A 16,550-nucleotide genomic window follows, 5' to 3' on the forward strand; every position below is an offset into this window, starting at 1 on the left:
AGTTTGCAATTTTTTCTTCGTGTACAGCGGCACCAAATTTGAAATTGGTTAATTCTGCCGCACTAGTGTTAGGGCTTTGCGGAAATTCTCATTATACTGAAACCATTGCAAGAAGGGGTATAGCGCTTAAGATGTTTTTATTTTATAAGCTTAATAAGATTATCCATGGTTACTTAACTACCGAGCAGCGCACACTAGTTGCAGATGCTTTTTTGTTTGGTGCGGATGCCCATGAATTGCAAGTCAGAAGCTCTGGGGAGCCTTACTTTAGCCACCCTGTCGCGGTTGCTTGCGTGCTAGCAGGAATGCGACTTGATTGTGAGACAATTATTGCGGCACTCTTACATGATACCATTGAAGACACTGAGCTCAGTGCCGAAGATATAAGCCTGCGATACAGTGAAAAAACTGCACAGCTGGTTGAGGGAGTAACCAAGTTAAGCAAAATTGAAACGCACTCTAAGGCAGAGCTGCAAGCAGAGAATTTTCGTAAAATGATTTTGGCGATGGTGCAGGATATTCGCGTAATTTTAATCAAACTTGCGGATCGCTTGCATAATATGACAACCTTAGCCTCCTTACGCCCAGACAAGCGTCGTAGGATTGCCCTTGAAACTTTGGAAATTTATGCACCTATTGCGCATAGACTGGGAATGCACCACTTTAAAAACAGCTTCGAGGAGCTCGCGTTTGAAGCCATGTATCCTTACCGCTATAAGACATTGCGAACCAAAGTTTTACACGCACAAAAGCATCGTGATCGCTTGTTTCGTAAGATTTTAGAGCGCTTACAGCACCACTTGTCGGAGCTATTAGAAAGTGAAAACCTGGTATCAGGACGCAAAAAACGACTGTATAGTATTTACCGCAAGATGCGCGATAAGGAAATGTCATTTTCCGAAATTATGGACATTTATGCGTATAAAGTCATCGCCTCAAATCGGCGTGATTGTTATCTGATTTTGGGTGCCATCCATGAGATTTTTCGCCCGATCCCTGGTCGCTTTAAAGATTATATTGCAACTCCAAAAGCCAATGGATACCAGTCATTACATACAACTGTATTTGGTCCTTATGGGGTACCTATTGAGGTGCAAATCAAGACAAAAATGATGGATGATACGGCCGAGAAGGGCGTTGCGGCACATTGGATTTACAAGGCAAAATCACTCAGCCATGCCAATGCTCAAAAATGGTTAGAAAAATTGTCTGATTTGCAACAAAATGTGTCAAAATCCACCGACTTTATCGAAAGTGTCAAATTAGACTTATTTCCTGATGAAGTTTATGTATTCACTCCCAATGGGGAAATTATTGAGCTGCCTAAGAATGCGACCTGTGTTGACTTTGCCTATCACATTCATACCGATATTGGCAATCACTGTATTGCCGCCAAGGTTAATCGTCGAATCACCCCACTTAATTACATGCTAACGCATGGTGACACCGTCGAAATCATCAACTCACCAAATGCCCATCCAAACCCAGCTTGGCTTGAGTTTATCAAAACTGCCCGAGCAAAACATGCGATAAAACATGCTTTGAAGCGTCACGAACATGACGAATTTATCCATGTTGGGCAGCAGATCTTAAATCAAGCATTATTAAAAAATCAATTAGAGTTTTTAAGTCTATCGCCACAGCTGATCCAACAAGCATTAATTGAGTTTAATTTCCCAAGCATTGCTGAGCTTTATGCCGCGATTGGGCAGGCAAATTTTTCAGCCAACACCTTGGTGAGATATGTTGAGCAATACGTGGAATCGGAATTAATTCATTCCCAAAATGCTCCGCGTAAGCTTGTGATTGATGAGAGTAATATGAATCAACTTGCCAGTTGTTGTACGCCAATTCCTGATGATCCAACCACAGGCGTACTGGTGGCAGATAAGGGACTTGTCGTGCATAGAAGTCGATGTAAGGAATTATTGAAGCTTGAAAAATCACACGAGCTTATCGAAACACAATGGATCTTAGATGGCTCAGGATATTATCCTGCCAGACTTTTAATCAGTTTACAAAACGTCCATGGAGCTATTGCCAAAGTGACCGCAAATATTTCACGCCATGAAGCGCAAATCGTAAGTTTTAGCATTTTAGAATCTGATGCACAATACGGTACTGTGCAGACGGTTATCGAAGTTAAGGATCGAGTACATTTAGCGCGTGTAATTCGAGGACTTAAGCATCTGAAGATTTGCCTTAAAATTGAGAGGGTATAGCGCATACACGAGAAGTTATCTCAAATTTAAATACTTCCTTTAAAGCAGTTTCTAGATAACCGCTCATCTTGCTATTTTGCTTCATTTTTTGCTTTATCTTCCAATAGAAATATACTCAATGCCAAGTTGCTGCATTCTTGCCTTGTCATATAGATTGCGACCATCGAAGATAATCGGCTTTGTCAAACGTGCGGTTATTGTGCTGAAATCGGGACTCCTAAAGCTTTGCCATTCGGTGACGATAAACAAGGCATCCGCACCGTAAAGCGCATGATAAGCTTCATCAACGAGCTCATAATCGTCGCGCTCGCCATATAGCTTAGCGAAGTTCTCCATGGCTTCAGGATCATAGGCTTTAACCTTAACACCATTTTTCCACAGCGTTTCAATGAGTGTGCGCGCAGATGCCTCACGAATGTCATCGGTATTTGGCTTAAACGCAAGCCCCCAGACGGCCACTGTTTTTCCCTGGATCTCACCATTAAAGTAATCATTAAATTTGGTGAACAGCACCTCTTTTTGCGCATCATTGACATCGTGTACGGCCTGCAAAATACGTGCATTATAACCGTATTCACGCGATGTCTGCCCAAGGGCTCGTACATCCTTTGGAAAACACGAGCCACCATAACCACAACCTGCGTAAATAAAGTGATAGCCAATGCGTCTGTCCGCACCGATACCGATGCGCACTTTTTCAATATCCGCACCCACGCGCTCCGCGATTTGACTCATTTCATTCATAAAACTGATTTTGGTTGCGAGCATTGCATTGGCGACATATTTTGTCATTTCTGCAGATCTTACATCCATAATCATCAACCGATTCTGGTTAGGATCAAAAGGAGCATAAAGCTCACGCATCACATCGGCTGCGCGTTCAGAGTTTGCGCCAACTACGATACGATCTGGGTGCATACAATCACTAATTGCATCACCTTCCTTTAAAAACTCAGGATTGGAGACTACATCAAACTCAAAATCAACGCCCCTAAGTTTTAGGGCGTTTGCAATGGTCTCCGTCACTTTATACTCGGTGCCAACCGGTACCGTTGATTTATTGACGATCACTTTATATTCATTCATATATTCGGCAACAGTCATGGCAACCTGTAACACATATTGCAGATCTGCCGAGCCATCTTCGTCAGGTGGGGTGCCTACGGCAATAAATATCACTTGCGCATCCTTTATTGCCTGCCTTGGCTCAGTAGTGAAACTGATCCTGTCATTGGCAACATTCCGTTTTATCAGGTCATCTAATCCTGGTTCATAAATAGGCGAGATCCCTTGTTTAAGATTTTCTACCTTTTGCCTATCCACATCAACACAACAAACATGATTTCCCATTGCGGCAAAACACGTCCCTGTCACAAGCCCTACGTAGCCTGTACCGAAAATCGCAATCTTCATAAAATCTCACTTTTAGCTGCTAAAACCACCGCCGATCATATCAGAAATAATGGGCAAATTCAGCGAATATTATTTTTAAACGCCAGAGCCTGTGGGCTTTTTTATGTTGTGTCGGTATAGGTAACATTTCCCTGTGCCAGCGCTTTTCATTGCATCACAAGGAATATGATCGACGCTGAATTCTTTATCTTTTTATGATTGATGAAACTAAAAGGTTTTGCTTTTTTTGTATATATGCGAGAAATTCATTAGTGAAGGATTATATTTTATGATATAAAAGCGCCCTGAATTAAGAACTAACTTATTAATGGAGGCTATATAACTATGCTGACAGAAAAAGAACTGCTAAACATGCCCGAAGAAGCATATATGAATGACGAACAGTTGGCTTTTTTTAAGGATCTCCTACTTCAGCAAAAGCAAGAGTTAAACGAAGCCATTGAGGATGCCAAAAAGAGTCTGGCTGAGTCCGAACGCAACACCGATTTAAATGATGTTGCTACCTCGCAAGAGATGCAACAAATCTACCTGCGTACTGTTGATCGCCAGAGCAAATTGCTGCGGAAAGTCAACGAGTCACTCAAACACATTGAAAATGGCGAATATGGTTATTGTGAGCTCACAGGAGAACCCATCGGCGTGCAACGCCTGCTAGCGCGTCCCACGGCGACTTTATCGGTACAGGCAAAAGAGATTCAAGAGCATCAGGAAAAAACGCAAGGCATTATCAAAGCCTAATTTTTACCCTCTTTGGATGGGTGATCACCCTGATTGGCGATATGGTTTGGATTATCGCTGATCTTTTTGTATTTACTCCTTTCAATCTTATCATCAACGTACAAAGTAAAACGATACCCCACATACATTGAAATCGCTAACATAATCATAATCGTGATATACCACATTGCTTGTTCCTTCATATCTAACTAAAAAATAGGGTCGTTTTTTTCTAAGTCAGCCTTGCTTAATCTGGCTTTTCCTCGCCAGGTTGTTGCGTAGAGGATGAGCACTAAACAATAATCGCCCACCAGATAAGCTGAAGCGTCATATAATCAAACAGCATTAACGTCCTCCTTATAGTCATAGCGACCATTACCAAGGGATTTAGGACCTTTTCTCGCCACTTTAAACATGATAATCAACTCAATAATAAACAAACCAACATACAGCAGAGCAAAAAAGGCAAGACTTACAACAATATTCCACGACGCCAGCGTCGAGACACCAAGACTCGTGGGGAGTATGCCATGCAGCACCCACGGTTGACGCCCCATTTCAGCTATAATCCAGCCTGCCTCAGCAGCAATATAAGGTAATGGAATTGCCAACATAGCCAACCACAAGAACCAGCGGTAATTTAATAAAGTTCTTCGTAAGAGATGCACCGTTCCAAAAGTCATCACAAAAAAAACGATTGCCCAACAGGTCAGCATCACTCTAAAGCTCCAATACAAAGGCCAAACTTGAGGAATCGTATCTTTCACGGCTTTACTTACTTCAGCACGACTTGCGTTATAAGGATCTGTAGCATGAGTTTGTAGTATAAACGCATAACCAATGTTGTCGCGGTACTTTTTAGTTTCCTGATTTGCAGGATCAAAAATATCAAAGTCTGCAGCAACGCCATGACCACTTCTAATGCGCTCTAATGCTTTTAACGCAACAAGACCATCGTAAATACGCTCCTTATTTTCACGCATGATGGGTTTTAATCCCTGAACGGTTGTACTTAAACTATGTCCCGTAATTAAGCTTAACATCCATGGAACTTCAATCTCAAAATAATTTCTCTCATCAGTCTGTGAAGGAAATGACACCGCCGACCAGGCAGCAGGAGCTTTTTGCGTTTCCCACTGCCCTTCTATCGCCGCCATTTTAGCGGGTTCGTATTTATCCACAGCAAGCCCATTGGCATCACCTAAAAAGAAAATAAAGATCGAAGAACATAAGCCAAAACCAAGACCCACGGCAAGTGAGCGCAGGGCAAAACCTGTGTTACGCTTACGCAACAAATACCAGGCACTAATTCCCACAACAAAAGCCGCTGCAATAAGGTAACCCGCAAAAGCCACATGTCCAATGCGAATTTGCGCCAGCTCCTGCATGTAAAGCTCAACAAAGCTTGTCAACTGCATCTGCATGGTTTCTGGATTCAAAAAAGTCCCAACGGGGTGTTGCATCCAGCTGTTGGCTACTAAGATATTAACGATGGATAAATTAGTTCCTAGTGCCAGGAAAAAAGTAATCAGCAAATGGGTTTTTTTACTCACCTTATCCCAGGTAAAAAAGAATAAACCAAATAAAGTTGCCTCCGTCATAAAGGCAGTTAAGCCCTCGATGGCAAGCACTGTACCAAAACTCTCGCCAATAAAGCGCGAAAAATAAGCCCAGTTTAAACCAAACTCAAATTCCATGGTAATTCCCGTAACCAGCCCCATGGCAAAGTTAATTGCGAAGAGCTTCCCCCAGAACTTCACCATATCTTGGTAAAGTTGCTTGCCCGTTTTGAGGTATGCTGCTTCCATAATGAATAAAATCCATGATAATCCCAAGGTTAATGGGACAAACACAAAATGGAAAATAGCAGTAAATGCAAACTGACTACGCGATAAATCGACAAACAGTTGCGTCATATCCATGCCCACCCCCAGATTTAATAAAGTATAAGGTATGATTACTGCCGAGATTGTAGAGAGTTCTGAAGTGATTGCAATAATACCAGCAATTTAATCTCTTATCGCTATACCCATCGTAAAATAGTTTGCGATGGGTATAAGACACACCTGATTGGTGCATAATCTATTGAGCAGGGTTAGACCATATCTATGCGCATTTCTTTAGCAATCTTATCTAATAAGCCATTGACAAAACGGTGTCCTTCCTCGGTTCCCAGTTCTTTTGCCTGATCTACATACTCATTTAAAACGACCTGATAGGGAATATCCAGGCAATCGATTAACTCATACGTACCTAGACGCAGGATAGCTAGATCAATGAGATTGATTGATGCCAGGTCATTAGTAGCGTAGTGATTGATTTTATGATCAATCAGCACTTTATTTTTATCAACACCATCCAAAAGACGATAGAAGAAGTCCCATTCCACCAGGTGTCGCTCAACATTATCTGCGTAAAACTGAAGCTTCAACTCATTGATGCTGGTATGCGCCACTGCCTGCTGATACAGTGCCTGTACCGCATGAAAACGAGCACGCCTGCGCTCTTTAAATTTTAATGACATGATAAACCTTACAATACGCTCATTCGATGAAATACGGTCGCAGATTATACCCAATAGCCGATTAATGTGATAGTTATAATTATTTGTTTTTACTCAGTGTAGTTATTCAGCTACGCCACATCCGCACAACATGTCTTTTGGCATCTAGAAGTGGCACATCAACCTCGAATGCTTCGTTTTTCATTGGTACCTGAGCTAAGGCTTCTAGCTCAAGATCAGCTCCCTTCATCGCAATCATTTGCCCATTTTGAGCCAGCAAGTGCTGACATAAGTGATAAAAATCATCAATTGAACTAAATGCCCGTGAAACAACGCTGTCAAAGGGTATTTCAGGTTGATAGTTTTCCACTCTGATATTAAGGACTATCACATTCTTCAAATCCAGCACCCTTTTAACATGCTTGAGAAAAAGTGTTTTTTTACCGACGCTATCCAGCAGCACAAAGGAAGTTTCTGGTAATAATATTGCTAATACAATTCCAGGTAAGCCACCACCGCTGCCTATATCTGCAACGTGTTTACCCTTGATAAAAGAGACTACAGACATGCTATCAAAGATATGTTTGACCAACATTTCATCCCAACCCGTAATCGCCGTCAGATTGTAGGTTTTATTCCATTTTTTAAGCAATGACAGATACTCGAGTAATTGATTAATCTGCTCATCTGTCACCGTAAGATTAAACTTTTCCGCCACCTGGCGAACCTTTACCTTGCTATCATCAAGCATATTATTTAAACAATCTAGTGTAATCATCTTGCCTTATTCGCCTTTCAGATTCTGACCATTGTTTGGAGTATACCACTCGTAAATCATCTCAGCTGACTACTCAGGAGTAGTCAGGTTTACGGGCAATAAATACTTATAACCACCCACTCTTAGGTGCAACAGGCAGATAGAGCTTTTGTTCAGGACTGATTACGTCACCCTTTAAGTTGTTGAGTGACTTAATACAACTTTCCGTAGTGTTATTTGCTTTTGCAATTTTGCCTAAACTGTCACCTTTTTTCACTGTATAGGACTGTAAGGTTTGAGTCTGACAATATTGATCAGGGGTCAGGTAAACTGTCTTTGTCGCACAGCCCGCCAAAAACACACCCGCAACCATTAACGCACCCAAATGAATTACTTTTTTCTTACTCATCTTTTAACTCCTTTTGTATTGTTTACCACAGCGGCAATCGAAATTGTAACTTAGATTGAGCTAATTTCTCCAGCGAAACCGCAAATCTTTACCCATCTTAATTGAATAGGCGAGAAACTCACTCCAGGTTCACATCTTGTAACACGCTTTCAGTCTGGGTTTGACGATACTGCTTAATGGCTTTGTTATATCGCTGATCTTCGTTGGCTAACATGCAACAGGCGAAAATGGCTGCGTTGACTGCCCCTGCGCGTCCTATGGCAAAAGTTGCCACAGGAACTCCCGCAGGCATTTGCACAATCGATAATAACGAATCCTGACCCGATAATGCTTTGGATTGCACAGGCACTCCCAGTACGGGAATGTGAGTTTTAGCCGCGAGCATTCCAGGTAAATGTGCGGCTCCTCCTGCTCCTGCAATAATTGCCTTTAAACCTTTTGTTTCAGCCGCTTCAGCATATTGAAACAGCAAATCAGGAGTGCGATGCGCGGAAACGACCTGTACCTCATAAGGGATGCCCAACTCACGCAATGTTTCGGTGGTGGACTTCATCGTTTCCCAGTCAGATTTAGACCCCATCACCACACCCACTAATGTCTCACTCATTTAAATCCCCTCTTTTTGTATCACGCGCAAAACCTGCGCACAAACCCATTCATAAATAAATCCAAAGCTATGCTTACCCTTGTTACTAAAGCGCACGTGGAGTTCGTGTTCAAATGCTCTATTTCTCAAATAATCTTGAGCCTTAATGAGCAGGGAAAGATCATCAACCACAGCATCCGTTTTTTGCCAAAATTGGCTCATGCCGTTGGTTTGTAGTTGTAGACTGAGTTTTGGTTCAGCTGCACTGCTTGGCATCATATGCGCTAAATGGCTGTAAAGATAACCTTTGGTGACGTCTTTTTGCATATTGATGCTGACGACCCCTGATTGCAGATAGGGTTTAAGCAATTCGCTCGCGTGTTGCTTTGTCGTACTGACTAAAAATGGTTCAACTACCTCTGTAATTGCCCTAGCAAGTCCGCTTAGATTTTGCACATTTTCCTCATGAAGCTTTACTTCAAGATAAGGATAAGCTGCGCGATAACCTAATTCAATTTGATACTCATCCGCCAATGGACGCAATAGCGCTGCAATATGCGCTTCAGAGGCACCCAATAGTTGCCACTGGTAGCGTGTCGGTTGCTTATTGGCGCATATTGACTTAAGTCTTGGCAGTACTTCTTTATCAAATAATGGTAAACATTCATGCGGAGGACCTGGCAACATAAACAGGTGTTTGTCATCGCCATGGATATAGCATCCATCCGCAGTACCATGTTCATTGATTAAAATTTCAGCACCCTGAGGGAAGTAAGCTTGTTTCCTGTTATTTTCAGGCACCGTCGTAAAGCGCTTAGAGATGCGGGCATAAATGCGCTGCCAAGAGGCGTCATGAAATTCTAAGGGCTTGTTAAAAACTGCTGCAATGGCTTCGCAGGTTTTATCATCCTCAGTTGGTCCAAGCCCGCCTACGGTAATGACAATCTTGTGCTCTTGCAGTAAAAACTGCAGGCTTGTTTTTAGTTTCTGCTTTTCATCAAAACAAGCCAGGTGCATTCCCACGCTAAACCCTTGTGCATAAAGCGCTTCTGCTATCTTAGGAGTGTTGGTGTTAATCACATCTCCTGTGGTGATCTCATCACCTGTGGCTAGGAAACCTATAGGTTTGGTTGTTGTGTGCAGTGGACTCATGCTGTCAATAAACACGCTATTAGCTCCTTCGGTTAGTAGGTCATGAATTTCTTGATCTGTTAATACATTCATGGAGTATACCAAAATGGTTGAAAACGCTTGTTTCAACTGGGTGATACACTCAGAGGTAAGAGGTGTGTTGTTAATCCCCAGTGCAATACAGCCCCAAGTATCAAATTTTGCTTTGATCGTTGAGAAAATATGACTCTCCTCTGTGACCCAATCTTTAACTTCAATCAAAAACTCACGTGCAATTGCCATATTTGTCAATACGAGCCTCTCTAGTACATACTCCGAAAAACTTGAGAGTAAAATGCGATCATGCAGCTGTGGATACTCCGCCAAAAGTTTAAGCAGGCTTTCTAGCAAGCGCGATTCGTATTCTGCATCAAAATGTTTTCTCACTTTAATTTCAATATTGGTATACAAATCTGGTTTTTCTGCCATCCATTCCAAGTAGCTTCGCATGCTCGGAATGCTTGCGTGAGCATCGGGAAAGCGCGCGCTTAGAACCTTAAGCTTTTGAATTTCCGCCCACCGCCAAAAGGTAATATCCTCATCGACACCTGTGAGTTTTTTCGCGTTATTATCATGGAAAATAAACAGCACATTATCGGCGCTTAGCTGCACGTCAAGCTCAATCCATCGTGCGCGAGCTTCATAGGCTTTTTTAAAGGCGATCATCGTATTCTCTGGAGCTATCTGGTTTGCTCCACGATGGGCAATAAATGGATTAATCTTCACCTTTTGTGCGCTCCAGCTCGGCGTGTTCAACCATATCCTTAGGTAATGCTTTTTTCATATGCACTCCCATATCTTCCAACTGTATAGCCTGCGAAATTAAATTGCCTCGACCCTTGGTCAATTTATTCAACGCATCAGCATAAGTTTCTTTTGACTTATCTATTTGCCTGCCCAGCGCCTCAATATCCTCCACAAATCCTCGGAACTTATCGAGCATTTTAGTGGCACGCTCTGTAATATCGCTGGCATTTTTATTTAAACTTTCATATTTCCAGGTATTGCGAATCGTGCCTAAAGTTGCCAAAAGAGTCGTTGGCGTAACGATGATAATGCGCTTTTTAAATGCCTCGTGAAATAGGCTATCATCGTGCTGGAATGCCACGACAAACGCTGCCTCAATCGGCATAAACATTAAAATAAAATCAAGAGAGTTGATCGCGGATAAGCGCTCATAATTTTTAGAAGAAAGCAGTGTAATGTGCTGGCGAATGGCGTCAATATGCTTTTTTAAACACTCAAGTTTTAGGGTCTCCGTCTCTGCACGCGTGTAAGCATCATAGCTCACCAGGGAAACTTTGGCGTCAATGATGACATCTTTGCCATCGGGTAAGTGTACAATGGCATCAGGTCTTAAGGTCTTCTCGTTATCGTCATCGTCACTTCCTTTAAAGCTGTTTTGCACCTCATACTCATAACCTTTACGTAAACCTGAAGACTCCAAAACGCGCTCAAGCACCACCTCTCCCCAATCGCCTTGGAGCTTTTTATCACCTTTGAGCGCTTTGGTGAGATTTTTAGCCTCTTTATTCATCTCCTGATTAAGCTCAAATAATTTATTTACCTCTTTCTGCAAAGAAGCTCTTTCTTTAGCCTCATGCACGTAGACATCATCGACTTTTTTCTTGAATTCATGGATGTCATTTTTAAACGGCTGCAGAATTTCTGCCAAATTTACTTTGTTCTGGTTGGCAAATCTCTCACCCTTTTCTTCAAAGATACGATTGGCGAGATTCTCAAACTGTTCGGTTAAGCTTTTTTTCGCATTTTCAAGTAAGGCAATTTTTTCCTGTGAGTTGTACAGCTCAGTTTCAATTTGTTTGCTCAAGCTTGAGTTTTCAGCCTGTAGCTGAGATTTTTCCTCCATTAAAGTATCGATTTTTCTGAGCATTTCATCCTGCTTTTTACTCGCATTCTGAAGCTCCATTTCCAAGCGTGTAACCTCCTTCTCCAGCGCTTGGAACCTCGCAGCATCACTTGCAAGCTTATTTTGCAGCTTTGATAGTTCATCATTACGAATTTCAAGCTTTTGCTTCACCATGCTAAGCTCTTGGGTTAAACGCTGTTCCTGCTCCTGGTAATGCTTATGATCTGTTGTTAGCACAATATTTTCTTGTTGCTTTTGCCACAACTGTGCTTCTTTATCCTGGTAGGATAGCTCAAGCTCTGTTAAAGATTTCTCTGTGGTTTTCAGCTTTGTTTGTAATGCGTTTCTTCCTGGTCTGGTCATCAGGAAACCAATCACCATTCCCATAGCAAATGCTACTATAGCAAGTCCAGTAATCATCGTTTTTCCTTTTTACTACCTTGCTTGTCATCATGCCATAAAAATAGCTGTATCGCTTGTAAATCATCATAAGAATGCACCTGAATGCAGGTAAACAACTTAACCTTACTGGAGTTACACACCTTTATATGTCAAACAAACGTTTGGATTCTGAAAAAGAGCGCATCACGCAATCCTCAATGGCAAGTCGCGTGAAATAATTCCCAGTCAGTCCAAGTGTTGTATCTTTGCTAAGTAGTTGATCAAGCACGTCAAGAAACCGTTGATGTTTTGCTTGATAACATGGCAGGGTATTGTACTTGGAATGTACATCGATCACTGCACTTTTGGGGATATTAAGCTTAGATAAAAATTCATCGATTAGCTTCGTGTGCGACTCCTTATGGTCTTTGAAATGGATAGTCATGCCACGAAATTTTTCATGCGGAACCACATCACGCGTGACCATTGAGAAAAAGTTTTGCTCTATGCCGATTAACCCACTTAATGACCTTATGTGATTGAGTTTGTCCTTATCAAGGATTAAAGCGGTAGTAGTAAGTTTGGAGATGCCAGGTTGATGTGCAATGCTTGCAATAGGGTGATTAATCTGAGTTAAAAGTTTTTGTGTGATATGCCATGGTGTCGCAAGAATGAGCTTATCGCTTTTAATCACTTCACTGCGGGTTTTGATCAGCCAGCTGTTATTTTGCCTGTCAATGTGGTGGACTTCAGAATTCAAGTTAATATCAATATCCAGGTTAGAAAAATCTTTAAATAAACTCGACATTCCCCCTTTAAAAGTGAAACTGCGTGGCAGCTTTTTATTCTTGACTCGCGGCTTAAAAAGAAAATCCGCAGGAAAGTTCTGGCTGTCCTGGCACAGCACTGCGTCAAAGCAATAGCGTAAAGTCTTGTGATAATTATTGTGCCCAAATACAAAACTAAAATATTCCGCGACGGTACGTTCTTTGGCTTTACTAAATTTAAAGAGTGGCAAGCCAATGCCTGCACGAACAGGATTTAGTGAGCCAAGCACGCTAGCAACGATATCTTGACGGGTTAAGAGTTTAAAGGGATGTGTCTTGCGTGTTTGCAGCTGAGATAAAAGTGCATTATCCTGGCAAAATTGAATGAGCGTGGCGTAAGAGTTGTAAATCGTATGCGCCCCTAATTCCAGCCAAAAATCTCCCGTTTTGGGGCTTTGGCAGGTTTCAATGCAACCCCCTAATTTATCGCACTTCTCAAGAATAATGCTCTTATACCCTCGTTGCGCTGCAAAGTGTGCAAAACTGCTTCCAGAAATGCCTCCACCAATAATTGCGATGGGGTAGTGTTTTGTCATAATTCCTCCAGTAGGGATTATTTCAATACCAGAAAATCTGGATTGGAGGTATTTTCAATTGCCTGATATCGGTAAGCCATTATTTTTCTTCTGTATGTGAAGCATAATCTTTTGGCGTTTGTGGGGCAGAACCCAGATGCTGGATGTGTTCTTTATTGCGATAAGCCTTGGGTTGCAACAGAGATTGTCTTGATTGGTCGAGATTAAGTTTTACGCTGTATTCTTGAGAATGTTTCTGCAATTCAGCAAATTGCTGATAAATACTCTCCATGATTTCATGGGTTTTACACACATGCTCATTAACGGTATTTTGGTAATGCGTCAGTAATTTTTTAGTCTCATCCAGCTCATTTGCAATGTTTCTATTGCTTTTGCGTGCGCTTAAACCGATGGCAAGACCGATCACAAAGGCGGTGATAACACCAAGTATTAAAATAACCATTACATCTCCTATGGTTGGTAAACAGGGGCTGCGGCACAACAGGCAAGACCTTCTTTTCTGCAGATAATCCCAAGCTTTCAGTCGTTGTGACCTTGATATTAACTTGATTTAGCTCAAGCTGCAACAGCGTTGCCATGCGTTGGCGCATTTCTCTTATGTCAAAGGTTAAATTATCACAACTCAATCTGGGGTTACACCAGATGTTGCTAAACAGCATAAGCTCCAATCTGCCCGTTGATGCTCCTAAATTCCGATAAAAATTCAGATGACAATATGGCTAAAATAGCTATAATTCCTGACCTTAACCAAAGATTACCTCAACAGATTTCAGCCAAGATTAATCAAAAAAAGCTAAAGTCGGGTTTAATTGTAAAGAAGTAAATGATGCAATCAGATAACAGCCGCCTACTGATCAGTATTTTAATGCTCACGATCATCATTGATGTCATGGGAGTAGGTCTGGTTTTCCCAGTGATCCCAGAAATCATGATGTCAAAACAAAGTCCATTTTTTGACATAAATACACCTGAGTCACTGCGTAATTTTTATTATGGACTGTCGATGGCAGTATGGCCCTTGGGCATCTTCATCGGTAGCGCAATCATTGGGAGGCTATCCGATAAATATGGGCGGAAGCTTATGATTATCGCTTCTTTAGCAGGAACCATCCTGGCTTATTTACTGTCGGTGAGTTCATTTGCATTGGAATCACTGACTGTTTTTATGCTAAGTCGCTTTATCTGTGGTTTTTTTGGTGGCAGTTTTAGTATTGCGCAAGCCGTCATGCTAGATATTTCTGATGAAAAAAGTCGGCTTAAAAACCTGAGTTTAATCACACTTTCCGCCTCTATTGGTTTTGTTTTTGGACCTGTAATCACCACCATCGTCGGTCTACTGTCACAAACAACCTATCAGGCAATCAGTTTGCCATTTTGGTTTGGTGCGGGATTTTCAGTGATTAATCTATTAAGCGTTTGCTTCTTCTTGCCTGAAACCTATACCAAACGCATTAAAGATCAAAAGCTTAAACTGATCAATCTCATCTTTAGCTTCCGAGTGATGTTTGTTGACAAGCGTGTACGAATATTGGCACTGGCATTTTTAATGCTGCAAATCGGTTGGGGTTATTATGCACAAGGATTACCCTTAGTGCTTGATCAAGCGTTTGGCTTTAAGTCAGCAAGCATTGGTTGTGTCTTTGTGATTATGAGTCTCGGCTTTGCCTTTTCAACACTCTATTTTCAAAATATCGTGCTAAAGCGTCTTAATAGTCATGTGGCAATGCTGTTAAGTGGTATTGTCATTGGTTTGCTGATTGCCATGTGCACATTTTTTTTAAGCCCAGGCTCGATGATTATTAGTGCTTTTGTTGGGGCACTCTTGCAAATTATTTTTTATACTGCGCTGTTGTCGGTGATTGCAGGCAAAGTTCATAGCCACGAACAAGGGGCAATTATGGGCGGGACCACTTCAGTTTTTGGTATTGCCTGGGCGGTTAATGCTTTCACCCTTGGTTTGTTTATAACGCTATATCTACTGCTTCCGCTCTACTTAGCAGCTGCAGCAATTATTATTGCGGGGTTATTTGCAAAACTGGATAAAGGCAGATGCACTGGCTTATGCCAAAGACAAGCAGGTTGATGAAAATAAATATTCTCTAACTTGTCCGTCCTGCTTTTATTACCTTGGCAAAGACTTAGATTCCATTACTTTTGTTGCTATCTTAAATAAGCGTGCATAGACCGCATATGCAGCGCTGCGTACACCTGTTATGTGATTCATCAAGCGCTCTAAGGGTTTTTGTTGCGGTATTAGCATCCATTCCTGAGCTTGACTTATACGATATCGAAATCAAATATTTTATTGGCGAAAGGTTCATCAATTAAACGAAAATGCCACCATTCTGTATCAATCGGTTCAAAGCCAGCACTGAGCATATGCTCACGCAAAAGCTGCCGATTCGCAATTGCTTGAGCAGATACATGCGTGCTATCAGGATGTGATAAAGGATCCATGAAATCAAAACAGGTTCCCATATCAAGCTCTTGACCTTGCTGATCGACCAGAGTTAGATCAACCGTGCTACCACTGCAATGGTTTGAGGTTTTACTGAAATACCCCTTGGCAAATAAATCCTTTTTGGCAAGGTTCGGATAGTAGTCTGATTGTGTGGCATCATCGTTCACATCTTGCGACCATTGCCAAAAATCCATGACTGCCTTCCTGGGTCGATATGCGTCCCAAATGAATAAACTCAATCCCAAACGGTTAATGTTTTTTTGCACGTCTTGTAATGCACGCAAACACACCTTTGTCATTATACATTTATTAGAATAGTAGCCATTCACTTGACGACCGAGAATATTACCATCCGAGCTATATTTTATATCCCAGAAAATATTTTCATTACCTGCTAAAGCAACAAATTCACTATCCATAAAGCGCCTCCACTTAGTTCTTAGTTGTAGAGTAGGTCGCTGATTTGATTTTATCTCCACAGAGACCCCTCGTCAAACCGTGCGTAAAGTTTTCCCTTACACGGCTTTCCGAAAGACTTCTTCCGTCAACTTTACAGCTCATCTAAATATAACCTCCCTTAATTCTTTTATGTTGCACAAATGCCCTACTCATAATAATAAAGTTTATGGGTAGTTTCATAGAAAAATGAGGGTGGATGGTCTCTCCATCCCTTGCTATGTTTAGCGTGCTTTTTCTTA

The 16,550-nt window shown here is 41.6% G+C and carries 16 protein-coding genes; 3 read left to right on the plus strand and 13 right to left on the minus strand.

Annotated features, from left to right (window positions below; all coding sequences use genetic code 11):
* Positions 1–131 precede the first annotated feature (131 nt).
* A complete protein-coding gene (locus CU053_RS05835) occupies positions 132–2,222 on the plus strand; it encodes a RelA/SpoT family protein (protein WP_100550824.1) in 2,091 nt (696 codons plus the stop codon).
* 93 nt (positions 2,223–2,315) lie between these two features.
* On the opposite strand, the gene CU053_RS05840 is transcribed toward CU053_RS05835, so the two are convergent.
* On the minus strand, positions 2,316–3,635 hold the full coding sequence (locus CU053_RS05840; RefSeq protein ID WP_100550825.1) for a UDP-glucose dehydrogenase family protein: 1,320 nt from the start codon (positions 3,633–3,635) through the stop codon (positions 2,316–2,318).
* Positions 3,636–3,959: 324 nt separating this feature from the next.
* On the opposite strand from CU053_RS05840, the gene dksA reads away from it, so the two are divergent.
* Complete coding sequence (gene dksA / locus CU053_RS05845) at positions 3,960–4,373, plus strand: RNA polymerase-binding protein DksA (protein WP_100550826.1); 414 nt, start codon at positions 3,960–3,962, stop codon at positions 4,371–4,373.
* Here the strand turns inward: dksA and CU053_RS05850 are convergent.
* The 11 genes from CU053_RS05850 to CU053_RS06670 all read right to left on the minus strand — a co-directional run bounded on the left by CU053_RS05850 (position 4,370) and on the right by CU053_RS06670 (position 13,981).
* Entirely contained in the window at positions 4,370–4,555 is a 186-nt protein-coding gene (locus tag CU053_RS05850) for a hypothetical protein (RefSeq protein ID WP_158107036.1), read from the minus strand. The genes dksA and CU053_RS05850 overlap by 4 nt on opposite strands.
* Positions 4,556–4,687: 132 nt before the next feature.
* On the minus strand, positions 4,688–6,274 hold the full coding sequence (locus CU053_RS05855) for a cytochrome ubiquinol oxidase subunit I (RefSeq protein ID WP_100550827.1): 1,587 nt from the start codon (positions 6,272–6,274) through the stop codon (positions 4,688–4,690).
* Between the two features lie 173 nt (positions 6,275–6,447).
* Positions 6,448–6,876, minus strand: a complete 429-nt coding sequence (gene nusB, locus CU053_RS05860; RefSeq protein ID WP_100550828.1) for a transcription antitermination factor NusB — start codon at positions 6,874–6,876, stop codon at positions 6,448–6,450.
* A gap of 106 nt (positions 6,877–6,982) precedes the next feature.
* Positions 6,983–7,633: a 16S rRNA (guanine(527)-N(7))-methyltransferase RsmG gene (gene rsmG, locus CU053_RS05865; protein ID WP_233263347.1), complete on the minus strand. Its 651-nt coding sequence runs from the start codon at positions 7,631–7,633 to the stop codon at positions 6,983–6,985.
* 106 nt (positions 7,634–7,739) lie between these two features.
* On the minus strand, positions 7,740–8,021 hold the full coding sequence (locus CU053_RS05870) for a LysM peptidoglycan-binding domain-containing protein (RefSeq protein ID WP_199244225.1): 282 nt from the start codon (positions 8,019–8,021) through the stop codon (positions 7,740–7,742).
* Between the two features lie 118 nt (positions 8,022–8,139).
* Positions 8,140–8,628 carry a 5-(carboxyamino)imidazole ribonucleotide mutase gene (purE, locus tag CU053_RS05875; RefSeq protein ID WP_100550829.1) on the minus strand — a complete coding sequence of 163 codons (489 nt, stop codon included), beginning with the start codon at positions 8,626–8,628 and terminating at the stop codon, positions 8,140–8,142.
* Positions 8,629–10,503, minus strand: coding sequence for a molybdopterin-binding protein (locus CU053_RS05880; protein ID WP_100550830.1), 1,875 nt, complete (start codon positions 10,501–10,503; stop codon positions 8,629–8,631).
* On the minus strand, positions 10,493–12,067 hold the full coding sequence (gene rmuC / locus CU053_RS05885; RefSeq protein ID WP_100550831.1) for a DNA recombination protein RmuC: 1,575 nt from the start codon (positions 12,065–12,067) through the stop codon (positions 10,493–10,495). Before rmuC ends, CU053_RS05880 begins: the two co-directional genes overlap by 11 nt.
* Positions 12,068–12,191: 124 nt before the next feature.
* The gene (locus CU053_RS05890; RefSeq protein WP_100550832.1) at positions 12,192–13,391 is read right to left on the minus strand and encodes an NAD(P)-binding protein; all 1,200 of its coding nucleotides are present in this window, start codon (positions 13,389–13,391) and stop codon (positions 12,192–12,194) included.
* Between the two features lie 79 nt (positions 13,392–13,470).
* Positions 13,471–13,833: a ZapG family protein gene (locus CU053_RS05895; RefSeq protein ID WP_100550833.1), complete on the minus strand. Its 363-nt coding sequence runs from the start codon at positions 13,831–13,833 to the stop codon at positions 13,471–13,473.
* Positions 13,754–13,981, minus strand: a complete 228-nt coding sequence (locus tag CU053_RS06670) for a hypothetical protein (RefSeq protein WP_407643793.1) — start codon at positions 13,979–13,981, stop codon at positions 13,754–13,756. Before CU053_RS06670 ends, CU053_RS05895 begins: the two co-directional genes overlap by 80 nt.
* 233 nt (positions 13,982–14,214) lie before the next feature.
* Here CU053_RS06670 and CU053_RS05900 point away from each other — a divergent pair, with 233 nt between their 5' ends.
* A complete protein-coding gene (locus CU053_RS05900) occupies positions 14,215–15,474 on the plus strand; it encodes an MFS transporter (protein WP_100550834.1) in 1,260 nt (419 codons plus the stop codon).
* 194 nt (positions 15,475–15,668) lie between these two features.
* Here the strand turns inward: CU053_RS05900 and CU053_RS05905 are convergent, their stop codons facing one another.
* Complete coding sequence (locus CU053_RS05905; RefSeq protein WP_100550835.1) at positions 15,669–16,271, minus strand: M15 family metallopeptidase; 603 nt, start codon at positions 16,269–16,271, stop codon at positions 15,669–15,671.
* Positions 16,272–16,550 lie beyond the last annotated feature (279 nt).

The sequence above is a fragment of the Caedibacter taeniospiralis genome (genome assembly GCF_002803295.2).
In the GTDB taxonomy this organism is placed as follows: Bacteria; Pseudomonadota; Gammaproteobacteria; order Francisellales; family Francisellaceae; genus Caedibacter; species Caedibacter taeniospiralis.